The organism is Pseudarthrobacter raffinosi (assembly GCF_023913735.1).
Taxonomy (GTDB): Bacteria; Actinomycetota; Actinomycetes; order Actinomycetales; family Micrococcaceae; genus Arthrobacter; species Arthrobacter raffinosi.
Genome location: NZ_JAMXBH010000006.1, coordinates 41,562 through 66,157 on the forward strand (window position 1 = coordinate 41,562; position 24,596 = coordinate 66,157).

Here is a 24,596-nt window from a genome sequence, read left to right on the forward strand (position 1 = left end):
TAGTACGGTGACTACTCCCACTGCATCCCAGACTTCCCAGAAGCCGGTGCTGGTTGTTGACTACGGTGCCCAGTACGCGCAGCTGATTGCCCGCCGCGTCCGGGAAGCGAATGTGTATTCGGAAGTGGTTCCGCATACCTTCACCACCGAGCAGCTCCTGGCCAAGGACCCCGCCGCCATCATCCTTTCCGGTGGCCCCTCCAGCGTTTACGCGGACGGGGCACCCTCCGTCGGCGCCGACCTCTTTGAGGCCGGAATCCCGGTCTTCGGCATCTGCTATGGCTTCCAGGCCATGGCCAACGCCCTGGGCGGGAAGGTCGACAAGACGGGCCTGCGCGAGTACGGCTCCACCCAGACCACCATCCTCGGCGAGGGCCGCTCCGTCCTCGAGGGGATGCCGCAGCACCAGAACACCTGGATGAGCCACGGCGACTCCGTGCACGAGGCGCCCGAAGGCTTCGAAGTGCTGGCGACGACGGCCGGCGCTGAAGTGGCTGCCTTCGCCAACGAAGAGAAGGCCCTCTACGGCGTGCAGTGGCACCCCGAGGTCAAGCACTCGGCCTATGGCCAGCAGGTGCTGGAAAACTTCCTGTTCAAGGGCGCAAAGCTGGAGCCCAACTGGACCACGGGGAACATCCTCGAGGAGCAGGTGGACCGGATCCGTAAGCAGATCGGCGACGCCCGGGTTATCTGCGGGCTCTCCGGCGGCGTTGACTCCGCCGTTGCAGCGGCACTCGTCCAGCGGGCCGTCGGTGACCAGCTGACCTGTGTGTTCGTGGACCACGGCCTGCTGCGCGAAGGCGAAGCCGAGCAGGTGGAACGCGACTTCGTTGCCGCCACGGGCGTCAAGCTGTATGTAGCCAACGAGCAGGAGCGCTTCCTGTCCGCCCTGGCCGGCGTCAGCGATCCGGAAACCAAGCGCAAGATCATCGGCCGCGAGTTCATCCGCGCGTTCGAAGAGGCCGAGCTGGCCATCATCGCCGAGGCCGCGGCCCATGGCGAGAAGATCAAGTTCCTGGTCCAGGGCACGCTGTACCCGGACGTCGTCGAATCCGGCGGCGGGGAAGGTGCTGCGAACATCAAGAGCCACCACAATGTCGGTGGCCTTCCCGAGGACCTGCAGTTCGAACTGGTGGAACCGCTCCGGGCACTGTTCAAGGACGAGGTCCGCGCCGTCGGCGCCCAGCTGGGCCTGCCGCAGGAAATCGTCGGCCGCCAGCCGTTCCCCGGCCCCGGCCTGGGAATCCGCATCGTCGGCGACATCACGCAGGAGCGACTGGATCTGCTCCGCAAGGCGGACGCCATCGCGCGTGCCGAGCTGACCGCCGCCGGGCTGGACAACGAGGTGTGGCAGATGCCTGTGGTCCTGCTGGCCGACGTCCGCAGTGTGGGCGTCATGGGTGACGGCCGCACCTACGGCCACCCGATTGTGCTCCGCCCCGTTTCGTCCGAGGACGCCATGACGGCGGACTGGTCCCGCCTGCCGTACGATCTCCTGGCCCGGATTTCGAACCGGATCACCAACGAGGTGGAAGGCGTCAACCGCGTGGTGCTGGACGTGACCAGCAAGCCGCCGGGAACCATCGAGTGGGAATAACAGTGTGAGTGGCCGGTCTCCGTCAGCGGAGGCCGGCCATTGCTGTCATCCGTTGAAATCCGCCGCAATTTGGCCTGATCCAGTGTTGCGGTCTCTCATCCCGGCTCCTTTGCGGCTACGCTCGAAAGTATGCCGGTATGGTCCAGGGCGTCACGTGCAAACGCAGAAAAGAAGGCAGTAGTGTCAGTTGGTCAAGGCCACGCGGAGGGTTCTGAGGAGCTCGGAAAATGGCTGTCCGGGCTTAAACCCGTCACCGGGGCAGACTCCATGCTGCGTTTCACCAAGACCCCCGAAGGTTCCATTGACCTGACCCATGCGCACCCGTCAGGTCTGGCCCAGCTCATGGCCGGCCGCCGCACACGGTTGTCCACACTCATCCGCGACCACCAGCAGTACGTCGTCGCGGCCCGGGCATCGCGGAACATCCGCTCGAAAATCTTCGAACTCGGTAATGACCGTGGCATAGACGCCGGTTACCTTTCCGCAGGCACCGTTGTGTGGACCTCCGCTGTTGGTGGCAAACCCCAGCGGGTTTCCGCGCCGGTGATGCTCACCGCAATCTCGCTCACGGTCCGCCCGGGTGAGGACGACTACGAACTGCAGCTCACCGAGCAGGCCAACATCAACCCGGCCCTTGTCCGGCACCTGAAGACCATCCATGGCATTGTTTTTGACGTCAACGCCGTGACTCGCCTCGCGTACAGCACCGCACGCTTCGATCCCCAGCCTGTCCTGGATAAGCTTGCAACCCTCATCCGGCCCATCCATGGCGCCGAGGCCCAGCACAATCTGCTGGTGTCCACTTTTGCGGACCTCTCCGGCAACCTGGACGACCCCTGGATCAATGAGGGCAACCCGCTGGTCACCGCCCTGGCCAAGGCGGCCAGCGGTGAAGTCATTGATGTACCCGCGCCGGACCCCTCCCGCTTCCCGAGCGTGGACGCGCGCCACCCGGACGACGAACTCCTCCTTCTCGATGCCGATCCGGACCAGCAGTACGTCATTGATGCCGCCCGCGCAGGAGACTCGCTGGTGGTCAGCAGCCCGCCGGGCACGGGACAGACCCAGACGGCCATCAACACCATCGGTGCACTGGTGGACGCTGGGCGGTCAGTCCTGGTGGTGGGTGACCGCCGGGCCAGCCTGAATGAAGTATCGGCACAACTGGAATCGCTGGGACTTGAATCCATCCTGTTCCAGCTCTCCGGCACAGCCACACCACAGCAGCTCAAGGCCCAGCTGGTGCGGGCCATCGTACGGAACGAAAAGTCACTCGAACCGCAGCTGGGGAACCTCCACCGGACCCTCACCGAGCACCGGCACGCCCTGATGGACCACGTGGCGTCCCTGCATAACGTGCGCCAGCGCTGGGGCTGCTCGCCGTATCAGGCCATGCAGTCACTGGCCGAGCTGACCTCCATCCACCCCGCCCCCGCCACCACGGTGCGGCTCAAGCGCAGTGTGCTGGACAGCATCCGCGACCGCAACGAGCTCGCCGGCAGGCTTCGCCGCGCTGCCGAGCTTGGCAGCTTCAGCCGCGCCTCCACTACCAGCCCGTGGCACGGCGCCCGGCTGCTCACCCGCAAGGAGACCGAGGAGGCCCAGGAACTCGCCCGGTCAGTGGCCAGGAACCTGCCTGTCCTGCGCGACCGGATGAACAGCGTGGCCGAACATGCCGAAATCCGGCTTGGCACGTCCTTCTCGGAGTGGGGGGAGCAGCTCGAACTCCTCGTGGCTGTCCGCGAAAGCCTCGACAAGTTCACACCGGACATCTTCGACAGGCCGGTCAACGATCTCATCTCCGCCACGGCGTCCTCCGCCTGGCGCCGGGAGCGGAATGTCGACATGGCCTCCATGCAGCGTTCCCGCCTTCGCCGCGTCGCGAAGGAGTACGTCCGTCCGGGCGTCCACATCACCGATCTCCACAGCTCGCTGGTGCTGGTGCAGGACCAGCGTGCCCTCTGGTCCGGCTACGCCACCTCGCAGCGCCATCCGGCCGTCCCCTCGGGCCTTGCCGAAATGAACGTGATGTACCGGTCGCTGGACCGGGAGCTGACCCAGCTGGGTGAAGCCCTCCGGCACACCCAGGCCGGCGGGTCGCTGGCAACGGCCCGCTATGAGGAACTCATGGAGCGGCTGGAGCGGCTCGTGGCCGACACCCACACGCTGAAAACGCTGCCCGAGCGCACGCTGCTTGTGGAAAACATGCGCGAGCACGGCCTGGGGGAGCTCCTCGCCGATCTTGCGGAGCGGGAGGTTCCCGCAGAGTCCGTCGCAGCCGAGCTTGAGCTGGCCTGGTGGCAGTCCGCGCTGGAAGCGATGATCAGCGGCGACGATTACCTGGCCATGTCTGACGGGGACGCACTCCGGCAGCTTGAGGCCGAATACCGGCTCGCGGACAACGCCCATATTGCCAGCGGCGCGGCGCGCCTGCGCTGGGACCTGTCCGACCGGTGGCGGGCCGCGCTTGCGGAACACCCGCGCCAGGCCCAACTCCTCAGGAGCCTGCTTAAGGACGGCCGGGTTACCCTCGCCGCGCTGACGGCCCAGGCCGCCGAGCTGGTCCCCATGCTGGTGCCGGTCTGGTCGGTCAGCCCGTACCTCATGACCGGGCTCCTGCCGGCCGAACAGCGCTTCGACGCCGTGGTCATCCTGGACGCCGAAGCGACGTCGCTGCAGGCCGTCCTGCCCGCCATCGCCCGCGCCAGGCAGGTCATTGCTTTCGGTGATGACAAGATTGCCAGCCCCCGGACGTTCACTGTGGGTGTTGAGCGGCTGGCCGCCGGTGAAGCGGCCCACCAGCGCGTCGAAAGCGCGTTCTCGGCGCTGTCTGCCATCCTGCCTGTCTGGCGGTTGAATTTTGTCTACCGCGCGGTTGACGAGGACCTGGTCCTGCAGCTGAGCAAGAACTCTTACGACGGCGCCCTCCGCAGGCTCCCCGAGGGACAGTCCGCCACGGGCTTGGATAGGGCGCTCCTGGTGGAGTACCTTCCCGACGGCACCGGACTGCCCAGTGCCGACCACGAAGGCGTCGAATCCGTGGTGGCCGAGGTCAACCGGGTGGTGCAGCTGGTCTTTGAGCACGCCCGGACACGGCCGCGCACATCGCTGGCAGTGGTCACCGCCAGCCTTCGCCATGCTGCCCGGATCGGTGAGTCCATTCGTCTTCAGCTCCCGAACCACCCGGGCCTGGCCAGCTTCTTCAGCGCAGGATCCGAGTCGTTCCGGGTGGTTGACCTTGAGCGGGCGCAGGGCCTGGTCCGTGACCACGTGATCTTCTCACCCGGTTTTGGCCGCACTCCGCACGGCCGGGCGCTGCACAACTTCGGACCCCTGTCCGCTGAGGGCGGGCGGGAAAAATTCGCTTTGGCGATGACGCGTGCACGGCGTTCACTCCACGTCCTGACGTGTTTCCAGCCCGAAGACCTCGATCACACGCGGCTGTCCTACGGCGCGGTGGACTTCTACGAGCTCCTCAACCGTGAGATTGCGGGAAAGACTGATCTCGGAACTCCGGCCTCGCGTGCCGCCGCCAGTGAGCAGGCGCTTGGGGCCGATCCCCTCGTCGCCGATCTTGGTGACCGGCTGCGTGCCCGCGGCGCCCGCGTCTGGCACCAGTACGACGGCGTGATTGACGTGGTGGCCGCAGCAGACCCGCTCAGCACCATGGGTCAGGACGACGCCGAGATTCCGCGGCCGGTGGCCATAGAATCGGACGGCACGGAGCAATACCGCACCATGAGTGTCCGTGAGCGAAGCCGGCTCCGTCCGCAGCTGCTGGAACGGATGGGCTGGCGGTACATGCCGCTGTGGACCATCGAAGTCTTCACGGACCCGTCCGCCTGCGCGGACCGGATCGCGGGTTACCTGGGCCTTGAGAATGTTCTGCCGCCCGGACGGGGCACGGCCTCGGGCGGGTTCTTTGACGAGGACATGGACCCGCTCGCGCTTGCGAGCGAAGGAAACGAAGGGAACGACGACCAGGCCGGACGCCTGGCCAGTGAGGAGGCGGTTGTTGTGACCCCACGGAACGCCGATCAGGCAGATACACACGGTAACGACCAGGCGGACGACGCACGAAACGGGAACGCGGCTGTGCCGGAGCGCCAGCCGCCTGGGGCCGCGGGCATCCTGCCCAACAAGGCTGCGGAGGATGATCCGAAGCGCTGGGGCGATGGCCCCGACAACGATCACGACGCATGGCTGAAGGAAAACAAGCCGCCGCACTGGGGCTGACCTCCAGTCTGCAGCGGCGTCACCCGGCCCCGCCCTCGGGTCCCACCAGGACGAAAAACAGCTTACCCTGTGTGGAGGCCCCCGCCAGCCGGGCAGCCTGCTCCGGGGCTGCTGCCACGACGATCAGCCCGTCGGTTTCGCCGGTGCCCAACCACTGACCCGTCTTGCCGCCTTGTCCTGACGTCCACAGGACGGGAACGGAGGAAGCCAGCACCTCTGAGGGGGATTGCTGGTCGTAGCCGTTCGCCCCGGTCAGCACCACGTTGACCAGTTGCCCGGGCGATACGAGCTGGATGGAGGAAGCATCGGCCATCCTCAAGGGCACGGCAGCGGAGCCCGGTGGCGTTCCGGTCAGGAGACCGGGACCCAGCAGCAGGGAGTCCGTCACCAGTTGGCCCTTCCGCAACGGGGCTGCCAGTTGCTTTCCCGCGGCGTCACCGGTGTCGGACATAGACCCGGCAGTGAGCATCCCCGGCGGGATCTTCGTTGCCGTCAGGTCCGTGGCTGTCAAGGCCGTGCCTGCGGGGAGATCCCGCGCCGCCGCCAACACCGAGACCGTATCGGCGGGCGGGGGAGTGAGCTGATGGACCGTTATCCCGGCAGCAAGGCAGAGCAGGAGCGCTATTGCGAGGCGCCGGTTCCGGCCCAGCAAGGACAACAGCCTGTGGCCACCCGCGCCCCGCGAGCGTGCTGACGGGAGCGGGCGGCGGACCGGGAGTCCCGGCGGGGCGGATCCGCGGCTGGAACGAAAGAGGGTAGCGGGCATGCGAACCACGCTACGTACCGGCAACCACGTCCGACAGGAGCGAAGGTGCCTATGTGGACAACTGTGCCGCCGGCGTCGTACGTCTTTTTAACCGGAGGTCAGCTGGCCGCAGCGGCGGTGGCAGTTGCCGGCGCCGGTGCGGCCGCGGGGGCGGAGGGGGCAGCCGAAACGGTGCTTCCCTTTGCATCCCGGGAGTCGGTCCGGTAGAAACCGGAGCCCTTGAAGACCACGCCCACGCTGTTGAACTTCTTGCGCAAGGCGCCCTGGCACTCCGGGCATGAAGTCAGGGTGCTGTCGGTAAACGACTGGAAAACGTCGAAGGCGTGGCCGCAATCCTTGCAGGCGTAAGCATAAGTGGGCACTGGTGATCCTCCTCGGGGGCAAACGAGAGGTCCTGTACTGCGTTGAGCGGAAACTGTCCATTAGCAGTCGCAGGGCCTGAGTGCCAATTCTATCACCCCGGAAAGTAGCCCTGCCTCAGGCCGGGTCCGGCAGCCGGATCAAACCTGAGGGCGTGAGCGCGGCCGGAACCCTCCGGTCGAAGTCTTCGGCGGGAATGCTTCCGGCCGGAAGCAGCTCGGATTCGAAGACGACGGCCGCAAACGGGATCTCGAGGCCGTCCCCGGCCAGGGCGGCCAGCAGCACGTCATAGTAGCCGCCGCCCTGGCCGATGCGGTTGCCGTCCCTGTCCACGGCCGTGGCGGGGATGAAGAGGGCAGCAACGGACGCCATGATGCCGAGGTCAAGGCGAGGTCCAGCAGGTTCCAGCACCGGTGCATAGCGGCTGCGGACAAACTCGACGCCGGGGGTCCAGTACGTCCAGCTCAGCCTGCGGCCGGGTTCACAGACAGGGAGCAGGATGGTGTGGCCGCGGCGGTGGAGTTCGCTGATCAGGGGCAGCGTGGGCGGCTCTGGGGCCACGCCCAGGTAGGCACAAAAAGTCGACGGCGTCCCACCGGTCAGTTGTTCGGCCCATGCGGCGCCGTGGACGGCCAGGGCGGCACCGGCCACGTCGCGCTGGGTGGCGTCCGTCGCGGCGCGGCGCGCACGATGGCGTGCGCGGATGTCCGCCTTGGCTTCGCTACTTCCTTGGGACATGCCGCTCCTTCTCTGCCGTTAGGGTGGCCGTTGCAGCGTCTGCGCCGCGCCGGCTCAGGAGCCACCAATAATTACTGAATGGTCAGCCCCTCCGTTAGATTAGTCCAGTGACTACCACTCAGCAGACAGTACGCAAGGCCGTTATTCCCGCTGCCGGACTCGGCACCAGGTTCCTGCCGGCCACAAAAGCCATGCCCAAGGAAATGCTCCCGGTGGTGGACAAGCCGGCCATCCAGTACGTGGTTGAAGAGGCTGTCAATGTTGGCCTTAACGACATCCTGATGATCACGGGACGCAACAAGCGTGCCCTGGAGGACCACTTCGACAGGGTTCCTTCGTTGGAGGACACCCTGGAAGCCAAGGGCGACCTCGCGAAGCTTGAGTCCATCCAGGCAGCCAGCAACCTCGGTGACATCCACTACGTCCGCCAGGGTGACCCCAACGGCCTGGGCCACGCAGTACTGCGTGCAAAGCAGCACGTCGGCAACGAACCGTTTGCAGTCCTCCTGGGCGACGACCTGATCGATGCGCGGGACGAACTCCTCAGCACCATGATCGAAGTCCAGTCCAAGACCGGCGGATCGGTGGTGGCCCTCATCGAGGTGGAGCCCTCCCAGATCAGTGCCTACGGATGTGCCGACGTGCAGGAGATCGACGGTGAAGGCTACGTCAGGATCAACAAGCTCGTCGAAAAGCCCAGCGTGGACGAGGCGCCCTCAAACCTGGCCGTCATTGGCCGCTACGTCCTCCACCCCGCAGTTTTTGACGTACTCGAGCACACTGGCCCCGGCCGGGGCGGGGAAATCCAGCTGACCGACGCCCTGCAGGAACTGGCAGCCGGCGAAGGTGACGGCTACGGAGTTTACGGCGTGGTCTTCCGCGGCCGCCGCTACGACACCGGTGACAAGCTCAGCTACCTCAAGGCCTGCGTCCAGCTCGCCATTGACAGCGACGACCTTGGCCCCGGTCTGCGGGAGTGGCTGCCGGGCTTCACGGCCGGCCTCGCTAAATAACTGCCGTGCGCCCCGGACCCATCTGGCCCGTGACACTCGAATGCGGCGACCTGATCCTGCGCCCCATCCGGTACCGGGACAAGAAGGAATGGACCCAGGTCCGTGGGCGCAACAGCGAGTGGCTGGCGCCCTGGGAAGCATCCAATCCGGCACCTGGCGGTGCCCTGCCTGACTACCGGCAGATGGTGCGGTCCTTGAAAATCCAGGCCGCCCAGGGGACGGCCTTGCCGTTCCTGATCACTGAGCGCACACCCAGGTTGGCCGCCCCGGTCATCGTTGGCCAGCTGACTGTTTCCTCGATTGTGTGGGGTTCGGCCATGATGGCGACTCTGGGGTACTGGGTTGACCAGGCGCGCGCCGGTCACGGCATCGCACCCACGGCGGTGGCCATGGCCACTGACCATTGTTTCCAAGCAATGGGCCTGCACCGGATGGAGATCAACATCCGGCCCGAGAATGGCCCCAGCCTGCGCGTGGTTGAGAAGCTGGGCTTCCGCGACGAAGGCTACCGTCCACGCTTCCTTCACATCAACGGCGAGTGGGCGGACCACCGGTCCTTCGCGCTGACCGCTGACGAGGTCCCGGAGGGGCTGCTCGCCCCGTGGCTCGCGTCCCGGTCCTGACCCGCCGGACCTGAACCCGGCATGGGTACTTCCAAGGTCATAAATCCAATGAATTGCCACGTTGCCGGCGACACACCGTGGCTAATGCGGGGGCGGCTGCCCTAATGCTCATACGGTTTTGATTGTGGACTTCCCTCTAAGCAGCTCAGTGATCCTTGTGGTTGCCGTTGTGCTCTGGATCGTATGGGTTGCGCCCTACGTTCTGCGGAACCGCCGGCACCAGGCCCAGGCCGCTGGCGACTTCCTGGCGGAAGTACCAGCCATTGAATCATCGGACCCGAGAGCCGGGACGGTACTGAACATCACCGCCCAGCAGGAGAAAGCCATGGAGATCAGGAAGAGCCCCGAGACCGCAACGGAAACGTCCGGCAGTTTTACGACGGGCGGCGCGTTCCGGATCCGCTATGGCAGGACGGGGATCGCCCTCATTGGTGTCCTGGCGTTGCTGACCGCGTTTGTTTCGGGTGTTCTTCTGCCGTTCGGAATCGGAAGCGCCCTGCTGCCGGTCGCCGGCCTTGCCACCACCATTGCAGCCGTCTTCGTGCTGCGTTTCCTGGCTGTGCGTGACCGCAAAGCCAAAGTGAACGCAGCGTTCCGCTCAGCGATGAGTGCCCCCGTGCGGCGTCAGGGATCTATCGCCACGGACACCGCGGCGCGTCCGGCAGCCCGGCCGGAAAGCCGACTCTTTGACGCAGAGGCCCACCAGCCCAAGCCGAAGCCAAAGCCGCTGACAGCGATGGAACTCCGGGAAGCCGCACTGGCCGTCGCCGTTGCCGCCGGAGATGCCAGCGCCGCCGCCGCTTCGCTGGCGCCGGCCGACACAACCTGGGAACCGGTGGACGTGCCAAAGCCGGTGTACGTTGAGGCCGCCAAGGCCGAACGTCCGGCGCCCCAGCCGCTTGACCTTCCCGAGGCGCCCAAAGCCGTCGGTAAGCCGTCCCTGAAGCAGGGCGTTACCGCAGCCACGCCCGCCGCGCCTGCCGCCAAGCCCCTCACCAAGGCGCAGAGCGCCCTGAGCAACCTCGACGACGTCCTGCAGCGCCGCCGCGCCTGATACCTCGCGAGGTTCGCCCAAGCAGCACGAGCCCCGGTCGTCAGTGCGGGCGCGGAGTGTCAATTCGCAATGCGGGACGAAAATTTGTAGCCTAAGGTCACCGGTACCGCCGTTCCTTCCCGGGGACACGGACTGTTCCGGGGCTATAGCTCAGTTGGTAGAGCGCTTCGTTCGCATCGAAGAGGTCAGGAGTTCGAATCTCCTTAGCTCCACACATCATCTGTCTGGCCAGAACCGTGTTTCCCAGGCCCGCAGTTAGCTAGCACTGGATTGGACACCATCAATGAGTTTGATCCGGCTGAACGACGTCAACGTGAGCTTTGACAAAACCCAGGTTCTCCGCGAAGCATTTTTCAAGCTTGAAGCCGGGGACAGGGTTGGCCTGATCGGCAAGAACGGTTCGGGCAAGTCCACCATCCTGAAGCTGATCCAAGGCCAGGTGGCTCCCGATTCCGGGACCGTAGCCGTCGAGCTCGGAACCAAGGCCGCCTACTTCTCCCAGTTCTCGGAGCTGAACGGCGAATCCACCATAGCGGAGGTCCTGGACGGCCTGTTCGCCCACGTCAAGGAGATCGAAGCCGAACTTGCCGGCATCGACGCGGCCATCGCCGCCGACTCCTCCGACGCAGCGCGGCTGGATGAGCTGATCCACCGCCAGTCGGAACTCTTTGAGGCGATGGACCGTTTGGATGGCTGGGACTATCAGCGCAGCATCGATAAAGTGCTCACCACCCTCGGCTTCAGCGACCACCACCGCACCTGCGCCATCGATGAACTCTCCGGCGGCTGGCGGAACCGGGCAGCGCTGGCAAAGATCCTGCTGGAAGCCCCGGACGTCCTCCTGCTTGATGAACCCACCAACTACCTTGACGTGGCCGGCGTCGAATGGCTCGAAGGCTGGTTCCGGACCTTCAAAGGCGCTGCGATCATCGTCTCGCACGACCGGAAGTTCCTGGACTCCGTTGTCACCCGGATCATCGAAGTGGAGAACTTCCACCTCCACGAATACCCGGGAAACTTCGCCGAATACGTGGTGGCGAAGCAGTTCAAGCTCAAGAGCCTGGAGAGCCAGTTCGTTCACGAGTCCGAGCTGCTGGCCTTCGAGGCCGAAGGCATCTCCGACCGGCGGGAAGCGGCCAAGGCGGCCGGCAAGGGACTGGCAAACCAGCTGGCCAGGATCAAGAAGTCCCGGGCGCCACGGCCCGTGGACCAGATCATCACGGAGATTTACGGCGGCCTGTACGTCAAGGATGTCCTGTGCCGGGTGGAATCCCTGAGCAAGGCCTACGGCGGCCGTACGCTGTTCAGCGGCCTCAGTTTCGAGATCGGGCGCGGCAACCGCATCGCCGTCATCGGATCCAACGGCAGCGGCAAGACCACGCTGCTCCGGGCACTCACCGGCGAAGAGCCAGCCGATTCAGGCAGCGTGGCCTGGGCCAAGGGCGCCGGAATGGTCTCCTACAACCAGGTCCTGGAAGAACTGGACGACGACGACACGGTCACCCATGCGGTCAACGCGATGCCTGACAGCCTGGCCCTGACTGCGACGAAGAAGTCGGTGAACAGGTTCCTTGCCATGTTCCAGTTCTCCGAAGCTGATCTCAAGCAAAAGATCGGCAACCTCTCAGGCGGCCAGCGCGCCCGTGTGGCCATGGCCCAATGCCTGCTCTCGGGTGCTTCGGTGCTGCTGCTGGATGAACCCACCAACCACCTGGACCTCTCCAGTACCCAAGTTATGGAACGCGCCCTGCTGCATTTCCCGGGAGCAGTGGTTGTGGTCAGCCACGACCGCTTCTTCACCGACAAGATTGCCAACCGCCGGCTGGTATTCAGCGCTGCAGACTCAGGCCACGGGAGTGTGGAACTCCACGTCGCCTGAGGTTCGGCGGAGCCCGGGGGCCCGGAGCCGCCAGCCCTACAGCCAGCCTTTCCTCTTGAAAATGGCGTACATCAGGCCTGCGGTGCCGGCCATCAGCGCGATGGCCATCGGGTAGCCAATGGCCCAGTGGAGTTCGGGCATGTGGTCGAAGTTCATTCCGTAGACGCCGGCCACGAAGGACGGTGCAAAGAAGATCGCCGCCCAGGAGGAGATCTTCTTCACCTGTTCGTTCTGTTCGGCGCTGGCCTGGTTCTGCCGGTTGGCGGTCAGCGTTCCGTCCAGCGTGAGGGCGTTCTGCAACAGATCACGGAATGAATCGGCGCGCGAGATGACTCTCTCCACATGGTCCTCGACGTCCCGCAGGCTGTGCTGCAGTTCAGAGTCCACGCCGTACTTTTCAAAGCCACGCTTGAGCTGCTGCATCATGTCCGGCAGGGGATGGATGGCGCGCTGGAATTGGATCACTTCGCGGGCCAGTTCATAGATGCGGCGGGAGACGGTGGTGTCCCCGCTGAAGAGCTGGTCCTCGATCTCGTCAATGTCGTTTTCCAGCCCGGCCACCACCGGTGCGTAGTCGTCCACCACCAGGTCCAGCAGCGCGTAGAGAACGGCTTCCGGGCCGTGTCGGAGCAGGTCGGGTCGGCCCTCCAAGCGGCGCCTCACCCGGGCGACGCCGGCCATTTCGGCGTGGCGGATGGTGACCACGAAATTCCGGCCCGTGAAGATGTGCAGCTCGCCGAACTCCACGGTCTCGGTGGCGTCCAGGTACCGCGCCGGGCGGAGCACCGTAAAGAGGTTGTCCTCGTAGCGCTCAAGCTTGGGCCGCTGGTGCGCCGAGATGGCGTCCTCCACAGCCAGGGCGTGCAGCCCGAATTCGGTGGCAACGGACGTCATTTCCGCCGCCGTGGGCCGGTATAGCCCGATCCAGGCCATGCCCCCGTGCTCGGCGAGCGTTTCGAAGGTCTGTTCTAGGCTCTCCGGTTCCGCGCTGCGGACGCCGTCCACGTAGACGGCATTGTCGATGATGGTCACGTCAGGACATTGCCCCGATGATCGCGCCGGCCATCGTCATGGCGAGCAGGTCGTGTCCGGAATCGATCAGGGTGACCGTTGTCCGGCGGCCGGCGAACCCGTTATGGATGACGTGCCCGCCGGCGCGGAACACCAGCGCGAGCACCAGGGCGAACCCGCCGCCCGCCACAGCGTTGTCCAGGCCCAGCTTGCTGATCAGGACAGCCAGCAGGACGGCGGTCAGGGCGGCGGTGACCATCATGGGAACCCAGATCCCCGCGCCGCCGCTGATGTTCTTGAGGTCCTCTTCAGTCTTTCCGATGGCGGCCATCCACCGCTTGCCCAGCACGGCCGGCATGTACCAGACAAAGCCGATGGCCATGCTCGAGATGAAGGCCAGCGCCACGGCGAGCCAGTTGATCTGTGAAATATGCGAAAGCCAATCCATGCTGGAATCCTAACTGCCTTCGGCGGGCCCGCCGCCGCGCCCGGACAATTGCTTGGGCCGTGTTGGGGTGCCGGGCACGGCCTGTGCGAGGCGCCTGATCAGGGGTTCGGTCCGGTAAGGAATATGGGTGTGGAGAGCCAGGACAGTTTCGGTCCGGATGACGCCCTTGATGCGGAGGATCTGGCGGAGGGCGGACTGCAGGTTGTGCGTATCGGTGGCCACCACACGGCACCACACGTCACCCCGCCCCGAGATCTCATGGACCTCCAGGACCTGGGGGAGCAGCCGGAGGGCGCCCACGACTCCGTCCAGTTCCCGGTGCGTCACTTCGATCGTAACGAAGGCGACGACGTCGTACCCCACGGCCTCGAGGTCGATCTCGCGGCCGCCGTCGTGCAGCACTCCGGCCCGGAGCAGGCGCCGGACCCGCGACTGCGCTGTGTTGCGCGCAATCCCCAGCGCCTCGGCTAACTCGCCGATCTGGATGCGGGGATCGTGGATGAGTTCCAGGAGGATCTTCAGGTCAGTGGGATCAAGGGTAGGCAAACTGTCACTTTCAGTTATTGGCGCCGTAAAGAATTGCGTATTTTGCTCAATTGTTCCACGGACAAGCGCCCAAACCGTCACCTCTGAAGCATTCTATAGGTATCAATTTCCCCCGGGGGCGGCCTCCCACAAGGACCTCCCTCCCCGGTCGACGCCAAGGCAGCGCCAATGACAGTCTTTAATGAACTCCGCATGCGTCCGGCTACCGCCGGGCGTCAGGGCTGGGATGCATCCACCACCGCACGGCTGGCGATGGCCTGCGCCGTCATCTTCACCTTGCTGGTCGGTGCGAACCTGGCCACGCCCCTGTATCCGCTGCTCCAGGCAAACCTTGGCCTCTCGGCACTCGGCGTCACGGGGGCCTTTGCCAGCTATGTCCTGGCCCTGGTGGCAACGCTGATGCTGGCCGGGCACTGGTCGGACCACATCGGCCGGCGGGCGGCGCTCATCCTGGCTGTACTCGCCGGACTGGCGGGCAGTTGGGTCTTCTCGCAGGCCGAAAACCTGGTGGCGCTCTCTGCCGGACGGGCCCTTCAGGGTGTGGCCGTTGCCCTGGCCACGGGTGCCAGCGCAGCCGCACTGCGGGAACTGCTCCCGACCCGGCCGGAGTGGGCCACCCGTTTCACACTGCTGGCGACGGCGGGAGGCGTGGCGGCCGGTCCGGTCATCGGCGGCCTGCTGTCGCTGCTGCCCGGGCCCACCACGGCCCCGTACTATGTTCACTCGCTCGTCCTGGCGGCAATGCTGGTGCCGCTGTACCTGCTTCAGGCCCGGCCGGCCATCAAGCCTCCGGTCGGCCGTCGGCCGGTCCTGGTCCTGGCTCCCCGCCGGCCTTCGGTATCCACCGAGGCGAGGGGCGCTTTCTGGCTTGCGGCCGCCGTCGGCTTCCTCAGCTTCTCCGTCTTTGGATTTTGCCTCTCGCTGGCACCGGCGTATTTCGCCCCGATCATTCAGACCGATTCACGGCCGTTGATCGGCGCCTTGGCCGGGTTGACGCTGGCCGCCTCCGCCCTGAGCCAGGTGCTGTCCGTGCGGGGCCGCTTTGTAGTGCCCGTGGGGCTGGCGGTCCTGGGAGCCTCGGTGCTGCTCCTGGCTGCAGCGGCCGCCTGGAGCAGTCCGCTGCTGCTGGCCGTTGCCAGCGTCTGCGCGGGGCTGGGCCAGGGGGTCGCCTTCCGGACGGTCTTCAATGATGTGGCTGCCAAGGTGGAATCGTCACAGCACGCCCAGGTCATCAGCACGGTTTATGTCATCACGTACCTGGGCAGCGCCGTACCGGTCATCGGGCTGGGCTGGGCAACCGCGGTGTTCGGGCTGCCGACGGCGGTCGCGGGCTTCGTGGTGCTGTGCAGCGCCGCCGCACTGGCGCTGTCCGCCGTCACGCTTCGGACGGCGCTGCAGCGGACAGGCTAGTCCGGCAGCGGGCCGTGGTTCCCCTGGATGTGCTCAAAGACGAGGGTGGTCTCGGTGTGGCCCACCACGGGGTCGGTGGCGAGATTGTCCAGGACCCAGTCCCGTAGGTCCTCGGTGCTGGCAACGGCGATGTGCAGCAGGTAATCCACGGAGCCTGACGTGTGGAAGGTGGAGAGGACCGCGGGCAGGTGCGGAACGCGGGCTGTAAAGCGGTCGATCTGGTCCCTGTCGTGGGCCCGCAGCCGGACGGCCACAAGCGCCTGGACGGACCTGCCGATGGCCGAGAGTCTGAGCTTCGCCTCAAATCCCTGGACAATGCCACGTTCGGACAATGCGCGGGTCCGCATGAGCGCGGTGGACGGTGCAATGCCCACCAGTTCTGCCAACTGCTTGTTGGAGATCCGGGCATCGTCCACCAAGGCGGCCAGAAGCCGTTCATCGATGGCATCCAGCGGCTCAACGTGGCTGGCCGGCCGGATGCTTTTTGGGTTGCTGCTCATGGAATCTCCTTGAATGTCCGTCAGTTCATCCTAGACGCCGGATTCCTGTTGATCACCCCGGAACGCAACCATCCCTGCCGAACAACCGCCAGACACACGTGCCATTTAATGGCGGATAGTTCTACGGCCGCGCGGCGTCCGCCTGCCCTTGTGTGGCGGCCCGTGCGGTTTCGTCGTTCCCCCGGGGATGTACGACGGCGACTGTCACCGCTGTGATGCATGCCAGGGCCATGATTGCCACGGCAAGCGCCGTCCAGCCCAGGGACTGGAACACCAGTCCGCCCGCCCAGCCGATGACGCTCGAGCCCAGGTAATAGGCCAGGTTGTAGAGCGACGATGCCTGGGCGCGGCCGGTGGTGGCGATGTTTCCGGTCCAGCCTGCGCCGATGCTGTGCGCCGCGAAGAAGCCGCCCGTGAAGATCACCAGGCCAGCAAGGATCAGGGCGAGCAGCTGCGTAAGCGTCAGCGCCAGCCCGGCCACCATCAGGACGATGCCAGCCAGCAGTACATTCCTGCGGCCAAACCTGGCCGTCAACCCGCCGGCCCAGCGGGAAGAGAACGTTCCGGAAAGGTACGCAAGGAAGATCAGGCTGATCAGGGTGGCAGGCAGCGTGAAAGGCTCAGCGGTCAGCCGGAAGCCGAGGTAGTTGTAGACGGCCACAAACCCGCCCATCATCAGGAAGGCCTGCGTGTAGAGCGCCAGCAGCCGGGGATTGCGCACATGCCCGCCGAGCGTCGCCATGGCACCGCGCAGCCCGGCGGCCTTGGCGGCGGTGAATCCCTTCGCCTGCGGTACCAGACCCAGGAAGAGCACCGCGGCCACTGTTGCCAGCAGGGACACAGCCAGGGCGGCAGTGCGCCAGCCCCAGAGCTCACCTACCGGGCCTGCCACGAGCCGGCCGGCCAGCCCGCCCAGCGTTGTGCCGGCAACGTAGCTGCCTGCGGCCATGGCCGCATGGGCCCTGTTCACTTCCTCGTTCAGGTAGGCGATGGCGATGGCCGGGATCCCGCCCAGCGCCATGCCTTCCAGCAGCCGCAAGGCAAGCAGGGCGCCGAAAGTGGGGGCGAGCGGTACCAGCAAGCCCAGGATAGTGGCGGCGGAGATGCCCCATGCCATGGCCTTGACCCTGCCGATCCTGTCCGCGAGGAAGGACCACGGAATGACGGTGATAGCCAGGCCCACCGTGGCCAGCGAAATGGTCAGCGCGGCCTCTGCCGCGGTCACCTTCAGGTCTGCCGCCAGGAGCGGCAAGACCGCCTGGGTGGAGTAGAGCTGGGCGAACGTTGCCACGCCCGCGAAGGCCAGGCCGGCCAGAATCTTGTTGTAGGCAGCGGAGCCTTTGGGATGTCCCGCCCAGGGATCCTGCGCTGGACTGAAAGTTCCTGGGGCTGCGGTATTCAGTGGCATAGCTCAAGGGTAGGCTTCGGCAATGTATGCTTCCAATGCATCTTTTAGGCACATTTCATATCCAGAGTGGAACGTTTGAAAGGTGGAGCCGATGCACTCGGACCACAAACAGCTGGTGAAGCTCCTGCCGCTGCTCCCCATCCTGGCTGAACTGGGCCGGACCCAGCACGTCACTGAAACGGCCGAGCTCCTGGGAGTACCCCAGTCAACGGTGAGCCGGGCGCTGTCCCGGGCCAGCGCCGTCGTCGGAACAGAACTGCTGATCCGGGACGGACGGGGCATCCGCCTGACAGCGGCCGCCCGGACGCTGCTGCCGTACATCGAGTCGGCCCTGACCGAGTTCCAGGCCGGACTGGACCTGGTCCGGCACGAGTCGGACGTGGTGCGGGGGAAGGTGTCGCTGTCCTTTCAGCACACGTTCGGGGAGGCCACCTTGCCCCTGCTCATCAGTGCCTTCCGCAGCCGCCACCCGGAGGCCGGCTTCATCCTCAGCCAGGGGGCGCGGGACACCTGCCTGGCGGGGCTGGCCTCGGGTCAGGCGGACCTGGCACTGACCGCCCCTGTTCCGGCGGCAAGCAGCACCATCTCTTCGGCGTCGCTCTACCGTGAGCCCCTCCGGCTGGTGGTTCACCACGGCCACCCGCTGGCCGGACGGGACGCCGTCAGGATGCAGGACATCCGCAGGGACCCCTTCGTCGCGCTGGAGCCGGGGTACGGCATGCGGTCACTGACGGATGCCTTGTTCCGCGAGGCAGGCTTCCGGCCGCGGATCGCCTTCGAAAGCCAGGACACCCACACCGCCCGTGGTTTGGTCGCCGCGGGACTCGGCGTCAGCATCCTGCCGCCCGGGGGCAGTGCGCCGGGGCGCCACCTCAGTCCGGAAACGGGCAACTTGGGCTGGGTTGAACTTACCTTGGAATCCGGCCTTGCCTACCGCGAAATCGGGCTGGGCTGGCGCCGGCGGAAACCCGGCCCCGACGCCGAGCCCGATCCTGTCCGCTTCTTCCGGGAGATGGTCCTGCAGGAGGGCCCGCATTTGCTGGCGGGCCTCGTCGTCGCCCGTTCAGGCAGGGGATAGGCGGCGCGGTGCTGAGACACGACGGCCTCCCGCCGCCCGGCAGCGCTTCGCCGCCAGCGTTTCAGTAGGCTGGGGGACGTGACTGATAGCGAGCACCCCCAGACCACAACTTCCGGACACCACCCGCTGGGCGGCGCCACGTCCGCGGCCGCCACGGGTCCCCTCACGGGGGTCATCATCGGCCTGGACATCGGAGGTACAAAGACCCGCGGCGTCAGGTTTGAGGACGGCGTTGCCGTGGCCGACGAGTCCGCCGGCAGCTCCAACGTCCAGAACGTCAGCCGCGAACAGGCGGCGATGAACCTCGCGGATCTCTTCTCCCGGATCGGCGGCGGCCAGGTGGCCCAGGTGTATGCCGGGGCCGGTGGCATAGACACCGACGATGACGCCGCAGCCCTTGCCGCGCTGATCGAACCCCATGTTCCGGGAGCCAAAGTCACGGTAGTCCACGACTCACGGCTGCTGCTGGCCGCGGGCGGCGCCAGTACCGGCGTGGCCGTGATCGCGGGAACCGGCTCTGCAGCCTGGGGAAGGAATGCCGCCGGCGACGAAGCCCGGGCCGGCGGCTGGGGCTACCTGCTTGGGGATGAAGGCAGCGGCTACTGGCTCGGCCGTGAGGCGGTCCGGCACAGCCTGCGCCGGATGAACCAGGGACTCCCGGCGGACCAGCTGACCGAGGCGCTGCTTGCAGCCTGCGGAGTGGACCACCCCAACAAGCTGATTGCGCTCTTCCATTCCCCGGACACCGGCCGCCGGTTCTGGGCCCAGCAGGCACGCCTGGTGGTGGAGGCGGCTGCGGCGGGCCACCCGGTCAGCCAGGAGCTCCTGGACCAGGCCGGCCAAGACCTTGCCGGCCTGGCTGCGCAGGCCCTGCGGAAGCTTGGAATCGACGGCCCGGTAATTCTCGGCAGCGGACTCGGCATGAACGTGATTCCGCTGCAGGACTCTTTCCGGAGCCACCTGGCCGCCGCCGGCGTCTCCGATGTCCGTGTCCTGGACCAGGACCCTGTGTTTGGCGTCCTGAAGCTGGTCTCGGAAGCGTCAGGGGCCCACTGACCGCTTCCGGGGTGTCAGCCTGACGGCCGGCATGATGGGGGCGGGGATGCGTCCGGCTTCAGCGCCCGCATCCGGGCCGTGCCCTTCAACCAGCCCGTAGCGGGCTCCGCGGGCTGCAGCGTCAGGCAGTGCGGCCTGGGCTTCCCAGTCCGCACGGGCCTGCTCCACTTCGTCGTGCGTGCGGCCCACGAAGTTCCACCACATCAGCAGTTCCTCCTGGAACGGCTCCCCGCCGATCAGGAGGAACCGTGTGCCGGGCAGGGCCTGGAACTCCAGCGTCGTACGTCCCGCGCCCAGGTAGCCCAGCGGCCCGGGCGGGACCTCCTGCCCGTCCAGCGTCAGCCCGCCGTCGAGCACCAGGACAGCATGCTCAAAGTGAGCGTTCAGCGGCAGGACGGCCAGGCCGTCGCAGGAGATGTCCGCTCCGACGATGGGGGAGTACATCGTGGCCGGCGACACCGCCCCGGCGAATTCGCCCACCATCACAGTCGCAGTGAAACCCGGCCCCGTCACTGAAGGCAGTTCCCGGTGCTGCTCGAACGCGGGCTCGCGGCGGCGTTCCGAATCCGGCAACGCTACCCAGAGCTGCAGGCCGCGCTGCACGGGCAGCGGCGCGCCCGCGTCGGGATCCGGCAGGACGGCGAACTCGGAGTGGGACACCCCGTGCCCGGCGGTCATGATGTTCAGCTCACCTGGCCGGACCACAACATCGCTGCCCACGCTGTCCCGGTGCCGGATGTTCCCCGCAAGCGGCCAGGTGACCGTCTGCAGGCCCGTGTGCGGGTGGGGGAGTACGGACATGGCGATGCGGTCCGGACCGAAACTGTCCAGGAAGCACCAGGCTCCGATGGTGGGCAGGCCGCGCTGCGGGAGCGTGCGCCGGACGTTCATGGCCCGCACGCCGCCCAGCGGAACCTCGCGTTCGGGCCAGAGCTGCAGGCAAGGGCCGGACGTCCCTTCAGGGCCTGCGGGCGGACAAAGTTCCTGTTGCGGAGCCACTTCCAAGTTGGTCACAGTCCAACTCTAGGCGCGGGCAGAGCCGGGCGTAAGCGCAGCACCGGCACCTTGTGATCGAAGGACCCATCCGCGGGCGGCTGTCCAACGAATGGTTACAGTAGGGATTCTCTTGCCCGGATTGCCTTCGGATCCGGTTACGCTGTGAACGGATTGCGTTACCGTAAATATCAGTGAGCTTATGACCCAACACTGTCCGATGCCGTCCAACAGAACAGGTAAGTCCGGGAATGGACCAAGCCATGATTGAGTTCCAGAGCGTCACCAAGCAGTATCAGGGCGGGCAGCCCGCTGTGGACCAGCTCACCATGTCCATCGACAGGGGCTCCATCACCGTTTTTGTAGGGCCGTCCGGCTGCGGCAAGACCACCTCGCTGCGGATGATCAACCGCATGGTGGAACCGACGTCCGGCGTGATCACCGTGGACGGGCGGGACGTGACCTCGGTTCCTGCCGCGGAGCTGAGACGGTCCATGGGCTACGTCATGCAGTCCTCCGGGCTGATGCCGCACCGTTCCGTGCTGGACAACATCGCCACCGTGCCCCGGCTCAACGGCGTTTCCAAGGCTGAGGCCCGCAAGCGCGCCACGGAACTGCTCGACGTCGTCGGGCTGGCTTCCGCGCTCGGGAAACGGTACCCCTCCCAGCTCTCGGGCGGCCAGCAGCAGCGCGTCGGTGTGGCCCGGGCGCTCGCCGCCGATCCGCCCGTCCTGCTGATGGACGAACCGTTCAGCGCCGTTGACCCCGTGGTGCGTGACGAACTGCAGCAGGAACTCCTGAGGCTGCAGAAGGACCTCGCAAAAACCATCGTTTTCGTCACGCACGATATCGACGAGGCAACCGTTCTCGGCGACAAGGTGGCCGTTTTCGCCGTCGGCGGCCGGCTGGCCCAGTACGCCACCCCTGAGGAAATCCTCCGGGCACCGGCCAATGATTTTGTGGCGTCCTTCGTCGGCCGGGACCGTGGTTTCCGCCACCTCGGGTTCACCACGTCCGACGCCGTGTCCATCCACCCGGTGCCCACGCTCGTGATGAGTGCCGGCCAGTTCGCCGGCGATCCCGCTGGGGTGACCGACTGGCAGCTCGTGGTGGATGCGGACCTGCGCCCGCTGGGCTGGGCGAGGCCGGGGACGGACTCAGAGCTCATCCCGGGCGGGTCACTCTTCCGCCCCGGCGAGACGCTGCGGCGGGCGCTGGACTCGGCCCTTTCGTCCCCGTCCGGCCAAGGTGTGGCGGTGGATGGCGACGGCAAGGTCCTGGGAACCATCAGGGCACAGGAAGTCCTCGGCGTCATTGAGGAAGCCCGCCAGGTCAGGCAGGCTGCGCTCTGATGGAGTGGTTCCTGGCAAACAGCGGCATGGTCATGGGACTGGCGGGCCAGCACCTGGTCCTGGCCCTGATCCCGATGGTCCTGGGGCTGGTTATTTCCATTCCGCTGGCGCAGGTGGCGCGGACCCACCCTGCGCTTCGGTCGGTGGTGGTGACCGCCAGTTCACTGCTGTATACCGTCCCGTCGCTGGCGCTGTTCATCATCCTGCCCTCGATTCTCGGAACCCGGATCCTGGACCCGCTCAACGTCATTGTTGCCCTGACCATCTATGCGGTGGCGCTGCTGGTCCGGGCAGCCCTGGATGCTTTTGACTCCGTGGAGGAGGATCTCCGGCAAGCTGCGATTGCCATGGGGTACAAGCCGTGGCTGCGCTTTGTCCAGATCGACCTGCCGCTCTCCCTTCCGGTGATGTTCGCCGGGCTGCGGGTGGTCTCCGTCAGCAACATCTCCCTGGTTAGCGTCGCGGCACTGCTGGGCGTGGGGAACTTGGGCATGCTGTTTACCGATGGACTGCAACGGAACTTCGTCACGGAAGTGGTGGTGGGAATCATCGCCATCCTGGTGCTCGCGCTGCTGATGGATGCTGTACTGGTCGTCCTGGAAAGGCTGCTGACGCCTTGGACCCGCGCCGCTAAAGCCTCGGGCCCCGCGGCGCCTTCCGCCGCCAGCTACCTGGCCGACGCCAACATCCACACGGGGGCCGCGCCGTGAGCAACGTTTTCGTGGACACCCTGGCGTGGATTGCCGATCCGCTGCACTGGACCGGCAGTTCCGGCATCCCGGTCCGGCTGCTGGAGCACCTCCAATACAGCGGGCTGGTCTTGGTGATTGCCGCGGCCATCGCGGTTCCGGCAGGGCTTTACATCGGGCACACGGGCCGCGGACGCGTAGTGGCCGTAGCGGTGGCAGGGGCGCTGCGGGCCCTGCCTACCCTGGGCCTGCTGGTCCTCTTCGCCCTCCTGGCGGGAAGCAGCCTGATGCCGCCGGTGTGGGCGCTGGTCATCCTGACCGTGCCGCCGCTCCTTGCCGGAACTTATGCCGGCATTTCGAGTGTGGACCGGGCCGTGGTGGACGCTGCCCGGGCCATGGGCATGACCGAGCTGCAGATCCTGTTCCGGGTTGAGCTGCCCAACGGGCTGCAGGTCATGTTCGGCGGTGTCCGAACCGCCGTGCTGCAGGTCATCGCCACGGTGTCGGTGGTTGCCTACCTGCCCTTGGGCGGGCTGGGCCGCTACCTTTTTGACGGCTTGGCGCTGCAGGACTTCCCGCGGATGCTTGCCGGGTCGCTGCTGATTGCAGGGCTGGCCATCGTTGTTGACCTCATCCTGGCCGCGGTGCAAAGAGTCCTTCTTTCGCCCGGCCTCAAAACCGATCTGCGCGGTGGCCAGAAGGCCGCCGCTGATCTCCCAGCTGCCGCGCCTGCGCCAGCTGCCGTTCAAGGAGGTACCCCATGAAAGAGAACACCAGGACAATCCTTACCCGCCGGGGACTGGCTGGCATGGCTGCCGGCGTCGGCCTGGCCGTCGCGCTGACGGCCTGCGGCGGGAGTGATCCGTTGAAGACCCCCAGCACCAGCGCCGGAAGCGCCGGCGGCGGCTCCTTGGTGGTCGGCTCGGCTGACTTCCCGGAGAGCCAGATCGTCGCTGAGATCTATGCCGGCGCGCTGACTGCTGCAGGGGTCACGGCAACCACAAAGCCCAACATCGGTGCCCGCGAAATCTACTTCAAAGCGGTCCAGGACGGCTCGGTTGACCTTGTCCCGGATTACTCCGGCAACCTGCTCTCGCATGTGGATCCTGAAGCTGCCGAGGTCTCGGCCGACGACGTCTACAAGGCCTTGCCGGGGAAGCTCCCCGAAGGACTAGCAGTCCTGGAAGCATCGAAAGCTGAGTCCAAGGACGCCATGGTGGTCACCAAAGCCACCGCAGAGAAGTACCAGCTGAAGTCCATTGAGGACCTCGCCAAGGTCTGCAAGGACCTGACCATGGCGGCGCCGGCCACGTTCGAAACCCGCGCCTATGGCTTCCCGGGACTCAAAAAGAACTATGGCTGCGAACTCAAGGCACTGAAGCCCTTCAGCGACGGCGGCGGCAACCTGACCCTGCAGGCACTGCTGACCGACGACGTCCAGGTGGCTGACATCTACACCACCACACCGTCCATCGCGGACAACGACCTGGTGGTTCTGGAGGATCCCAAGAACAACTTCAAGGCCCAGCAGGTCCTGCCGCTGTACAACAAGGCAAAAATGACCGACAAGGCCATGGCCGCATTGAATGCCGTATCGAAGATCCTCACTACTGAGGACCTGGTCAACCTCAACCGCGCAGTCAGCGGCAGCCAGAAGCAAAATGCCAAAGACGCCGCCGCCACCTGGCTCAAGGACAAGGGCATCGTCAAGTAGCACCTGACTCCACAACGTAATCACGACGGCGGCTGCCGGACCCACACTGGCCGGCAGCCGCCGTCGTCCGCTCTCTGCACGTCTGTGTCTGAGGTCTCAACCGAAGTACATCCGTCATATGGCAT

22 protein-coding genes and 1 tRNA gene are annotated in these 24,596 nt (G+C 66.1%); 14 read left to right on the forward strand and 9 right to left on the reverse strand.

The window, feature by feature from the left end; all coding sequences use genetic code 11:
- The first annotated feature begins 7 nt into the window (after nucleotides 1–7).
- A complete protein-coding gene (gene guaA / locus NG698_RS06780) occupies nucleotides 8–1,597 on the forward strand; it encodes a glutamine-hydrolyzing GMP synthase (RefSeq protein ID WP_252598337.1) in 1,590 nt (529 codons plus the stop codon).
- Nucleotides 1,598–1,726: 129 nt separating this feature from the next.
- The gene (locus NG698_RS06785) at nucleotides 1,727–5,833 is read left to right on the forward strand and encodes an AAA family ATPase (RefSeq protein WP_252608954.1); all 4,107 of its coding nucleotides are present in this window, start codon (nucleotides 1,727–1,729) and stop codon (nucleotides 5,831–5,833) included.
- A gap of 19 nt (nucleotides 5,834–5,852) precedes the next feature.
- On the opposite strand, the gene cpaB is transcribed toward NG698_RS06785, so the two are convergent.
- The 3 genes from cpaB to NG698_RS06800 all read right to left on the reverse strand — a co-directional run bounded on the left by cpaB (nucleotide 5,853) and on the right by NG698_RS06800 (nucleotide 7,697).
- On the reverse strand, nucleotides 5,853–6,599 hold the full coding sequence (gene cpaB, locus NG698_RS06790) for a Flp pilus assembly protein CpaB (RefSeq protein WP_252598335.1): 747 nt from the start codon (nucleotides 6,597–6,599) through the stop codon (nucleotides 5,853–5,855).
- Nucleotides 6,600–6,697: 98 nt separating this feature from the next.
- Nucleotides 6,698–6,961: an FmdB family zinc ribbon protein gene (locus NG698_RS06795; protein WP_252608956.1), complete on the reverse strand. Its 264-nt coding sequence runs from the start codon at nucleotides 6,959–6,961 to the stop codon at nucleotides 6,698–6,700.
- A gap of 115 nt (nucleotides 6,962–7,076) precedes the next feature.
- Entirely contained in the window at nucleotides 7,077–7,697 is a 621-nt protein-coding gene (locus NG698_RS06800) for a 5-formyltetrahydrofolate cyclo-ligase (protein WP_252608958.1), read from the reverse strand.
- A gap of 107 nt (nucleotides 7,698–7,804) precedes the next feature.
- Here NG698_RS06800 and galU point away from each other — a divergent pair, with 107 nt between their 5' ends.
- The 5 genes from galU (at nucleotide 7,805) to NG698_RS06825 (ending at nucleotide 12,266) form a co-directional block, all read left to right on the forward strand.
- The gene (gene galU, locus NG698_RS06805) at nucleotides 7,805–8,710 is read left to right on the forward strand and encodes a UTP--glucose-1-phosphate uridylyltransferase GalU (protein ID WP_058931809.1); all 906 of its coding nucleotides are present in this window, start codon (nucleotides 7,805–7,807) and stop codon (nucleotides 8,708–8,710) included.
- A 5-nt stretch (nucleotides 8,711–8,715) separates the two neighbouring features.
- Nucleotides 8,716–9,333 (forward strand): GNAT family N-acetyltransferase, encoded by a 618-nt coding sequence (locus NG698_RS06810; RefSeq protein ID WP_252567513.1) that lies wholly within the window; start codon nucleotides 8,716–8,718, stop codon nucleotides 9,331–9,333.
- Nucleotides 9,334–9,481: 148 nt separating this feature from the next.
- Complete coding sequence (locus tag NG698_RS06815) at nucleotides 9,482–10,387, forward strand: hypothetical protein (RefSeq protein WP_252598653.1); 906 nt, start codon at nucleotides 9,482–9,484, stop codon at nucleotides 10,385–10,387.
- Between the two features lie 139 nt (nucleotides 10,388–10,526).
- Nucleotides 10,527–10,599 (forward strand) — tRNA-Ala (locus tag NG698_RS06820).
- A gap of 71 nt (nucleotides 10,600–10,670) precedes the next feature.
- Entirely contained in the window at nucleotides 10,671–12,266 is a 1,596-nt protein-coding gene (locus NG698_RS06825) for an ABC-F family ATP-binding cassette domain-containing protein (RefSeq protein ID WP_252598333.1), read from the forward strand.
- A gap of 36 nt (nucleotides 12,267–12,302) precedes the next feature.
- Here NG698_RS06825 and corA read toward each other — a convergent pair whose 3' ends face one another.
- From corA to NG698_RS06840, 3 genes are read right to left on the reverse strand one after another with little or no spacing between them, the layout of a single operon-like run.
- Nucleotides 12,303–13,298 carry a magnesium/cobalt transporter CorA gene (corA, locus tag NG698_RS06830; protein WP_252608967.1) on the reverse strand — a complete coding sequence of 332 codons (996 nt, stop codon included), beginning with the start codon at nucleotides 13,296–13,298 and terminating at the stop codon, nucleotides 12,303–12,305.
- A 1-nt stretch (nucleotide 13,299) separates the two neighbouring features.
- Complete coding sequence (locus NG698_RS06835) at nucleotides 13,300–13,725, reverse strand: DUF1761 domain-containing protein (protein WP_252608969.1); 426 nt, start codon at nucleotides 13,723–13,725, stop codon at nucleotides 13,300–13,302.
- A gap of 9 nt (nucleotides 13,726–13,734) precedes the next feature.
- Nucleotides 13,735–14,271: an Lrp/AsnC family transcriptional regulator gene (locus tag NG698_RS06840; protein WP_252608971.1), complete on the reverse strand. Its 537-nt coding sequence runs from the start codon at nucleotides 14,269–14,271 to the stop codon at nucleotides 13,735–13,737.
- Between the two features lie 168 nt (nucleotides 14,272–14,439).
- Here NG698_RS06840 and NG698_RS06845 point away from each other — a divergent pair, with 168 nt between their 5' ends.
- The gene (locus NG698_RS06845; RefSeq protein ID WP_252608973.1) at nucleotides 14,440–15,681 is read left to right on the forward strand and encodes an MFS transporter; all 1,242 of its coding nucleotides are present in this window, start codon (nucleotides 14,440–14,442) and stop codon (nucleotides 15,679–15,681) included.
- Here NG698_RS06845 and NG698_RS06850 read toward each other — a convergent pair.
- Both NG698_RS06850 and NG698_RS06855 read right to left on the reverse strand, forming a co-directional pair.
- Nucleotides 15,678–16,181 carry an Lrp/AsnC family transcriptional regulator gene (locus NG698_RS06850; protein ID WP_252598328.1) on the reverse strand — a complete coding sequence of 168 codons (504 nt, stop codon included), beginning with the start codon at nucleotides 16,179–16,181 and terminating at the stop codon, nucleotides 15,678–15,680. The genes NG698_RS06845 and NG698_RS06850 overlap by 4 nt on opposite strands.
- Nucleotides 16,182–16,302: 121 nt before the next feature.
- The gene (locus NG698_RS06855) at nucleotides 16,303–17,589 is read right to left on the reverse strand and encodes an MFS transporter (RefSeq protein WP_252598327.1); all 1,287 of its coding nucleotides are present in this window, start codon (nucleotides 17,587–17,589) and stop codon (nucleotides 16,303–16,305) included.
- A 91-nt stretch (nucleotides 17,590–17,680) separates the two neighbouring features.
- Between NG698_RS06855 and NG698_RS06860 the strand changes: the two genes are divergently transcribed.
- Nucleotides 17,681–18,667: a LysR substrate-binding domain-containing protein gene (locus NG698_RS06860; RefSeq protein ID WP_252598326.1), complete on the forward strand. Its 987-nt coding sequence runs from the start codon at nucleotides 17,681–17,683 to the stop codon at nucleotides 18,665–18,667.
- A gap of 126 nt (nucleotides 18,668–18,793) precedes the next feature.
- Nucleotides 18,794–19,723 carry an N-acetylglucosamine kinase gene (locus NG698_RS06865; RefSeq protein WP_252609083.1) on the forward strand — a complete coding sequence of 310 codons (930 nt, stop codon included), beginning with the start codon at nucleotides 18,794–18,796 and terminating at the stop codon, nucleotides 19,721–19,723.
- Here the strand turns inward: NG698_RS06865 and NG698_RS06870 are convergent.
- Nucleotides 19,709–20,737: a pirin family protein gene (locus tag NG698_RS06870; protein ID WP_252608975.1), complete on the reverse strand. Its 1,029-nt coding sequence runs from the start codon at nucleotides 20,735–20,737 to the stop codon at nucleotides 19,709–19,711. The genes NG698_RS06865 and NG698_RS06870 overlap by 15 nt on opposite strands.
- Nucleotides 20,738–20,967: 230 nt before the next feature.
- On the opposite strand from NG698_RS06870, the gene NG698_RS06875 reads away from it, so the two are divergent.
- From NG698_RS06875 to NG698_RS06890, 4 genes are read left to right on the forward strand one after another with little or no spacing between them, the layout of a single operon-like run.
- The gene (locus tag NG698_RS06875; RefSeq protein WP_305884352.1) at nucleotides 20,968–22,068 is read left to right on the forward strand and encodes an ABC transporter ATP-binding protein; all 1,101 of its coding nucleotides are present in this window, start codon (nucleotides 20,968–20,970) and stop codon (nucleotides 22,066–22,068) included.
- Complete coding sequence (locus tag NG698_RS06880) at nucleotides 22,068–22,778, forward strand: ABC transporter permease (RefSeq protein WP_252598324.1); 711 nt, start codon at nucleotides 22,068–22,070, stop codon at nucleotides 22,776–22,778. Before NG698_RS06875 ends, NG698_RS06880 begins: the two co-directional genes overlap by 1 nt.
- Nucleotides 22,775–23,521, forward strand: a complete 747-nt coding sequence (locus tag NG698_RS06885) for an ABC transporter permease (RefSeq protein WP_252608977.1) — start codon at nucleotides 22,775–22,777, stop codon at nucleotides 23,519–23,521. The genes NG698_RS06880 and NG698_RS06885 overlap by 4 nt, the downstream gene beginning before the upstream one ends.
- Entirely contained in the window at nucleotides 23,518–24,471 is a 954-nt protein-coding gene (locus NG698_RS06890; RefSeq protein WP_252598322.1) for an ABC transporter substrate-binding protein, read from the forward strand. The genes NG698_RS06885 and NG698_RS06890 overlap by 4 nt, the downstream gene beginning before the upstream one ends.
- The last annotated feature ends 125 nt before the right edge of the window (nucleotides 24,472–24,596 follow it).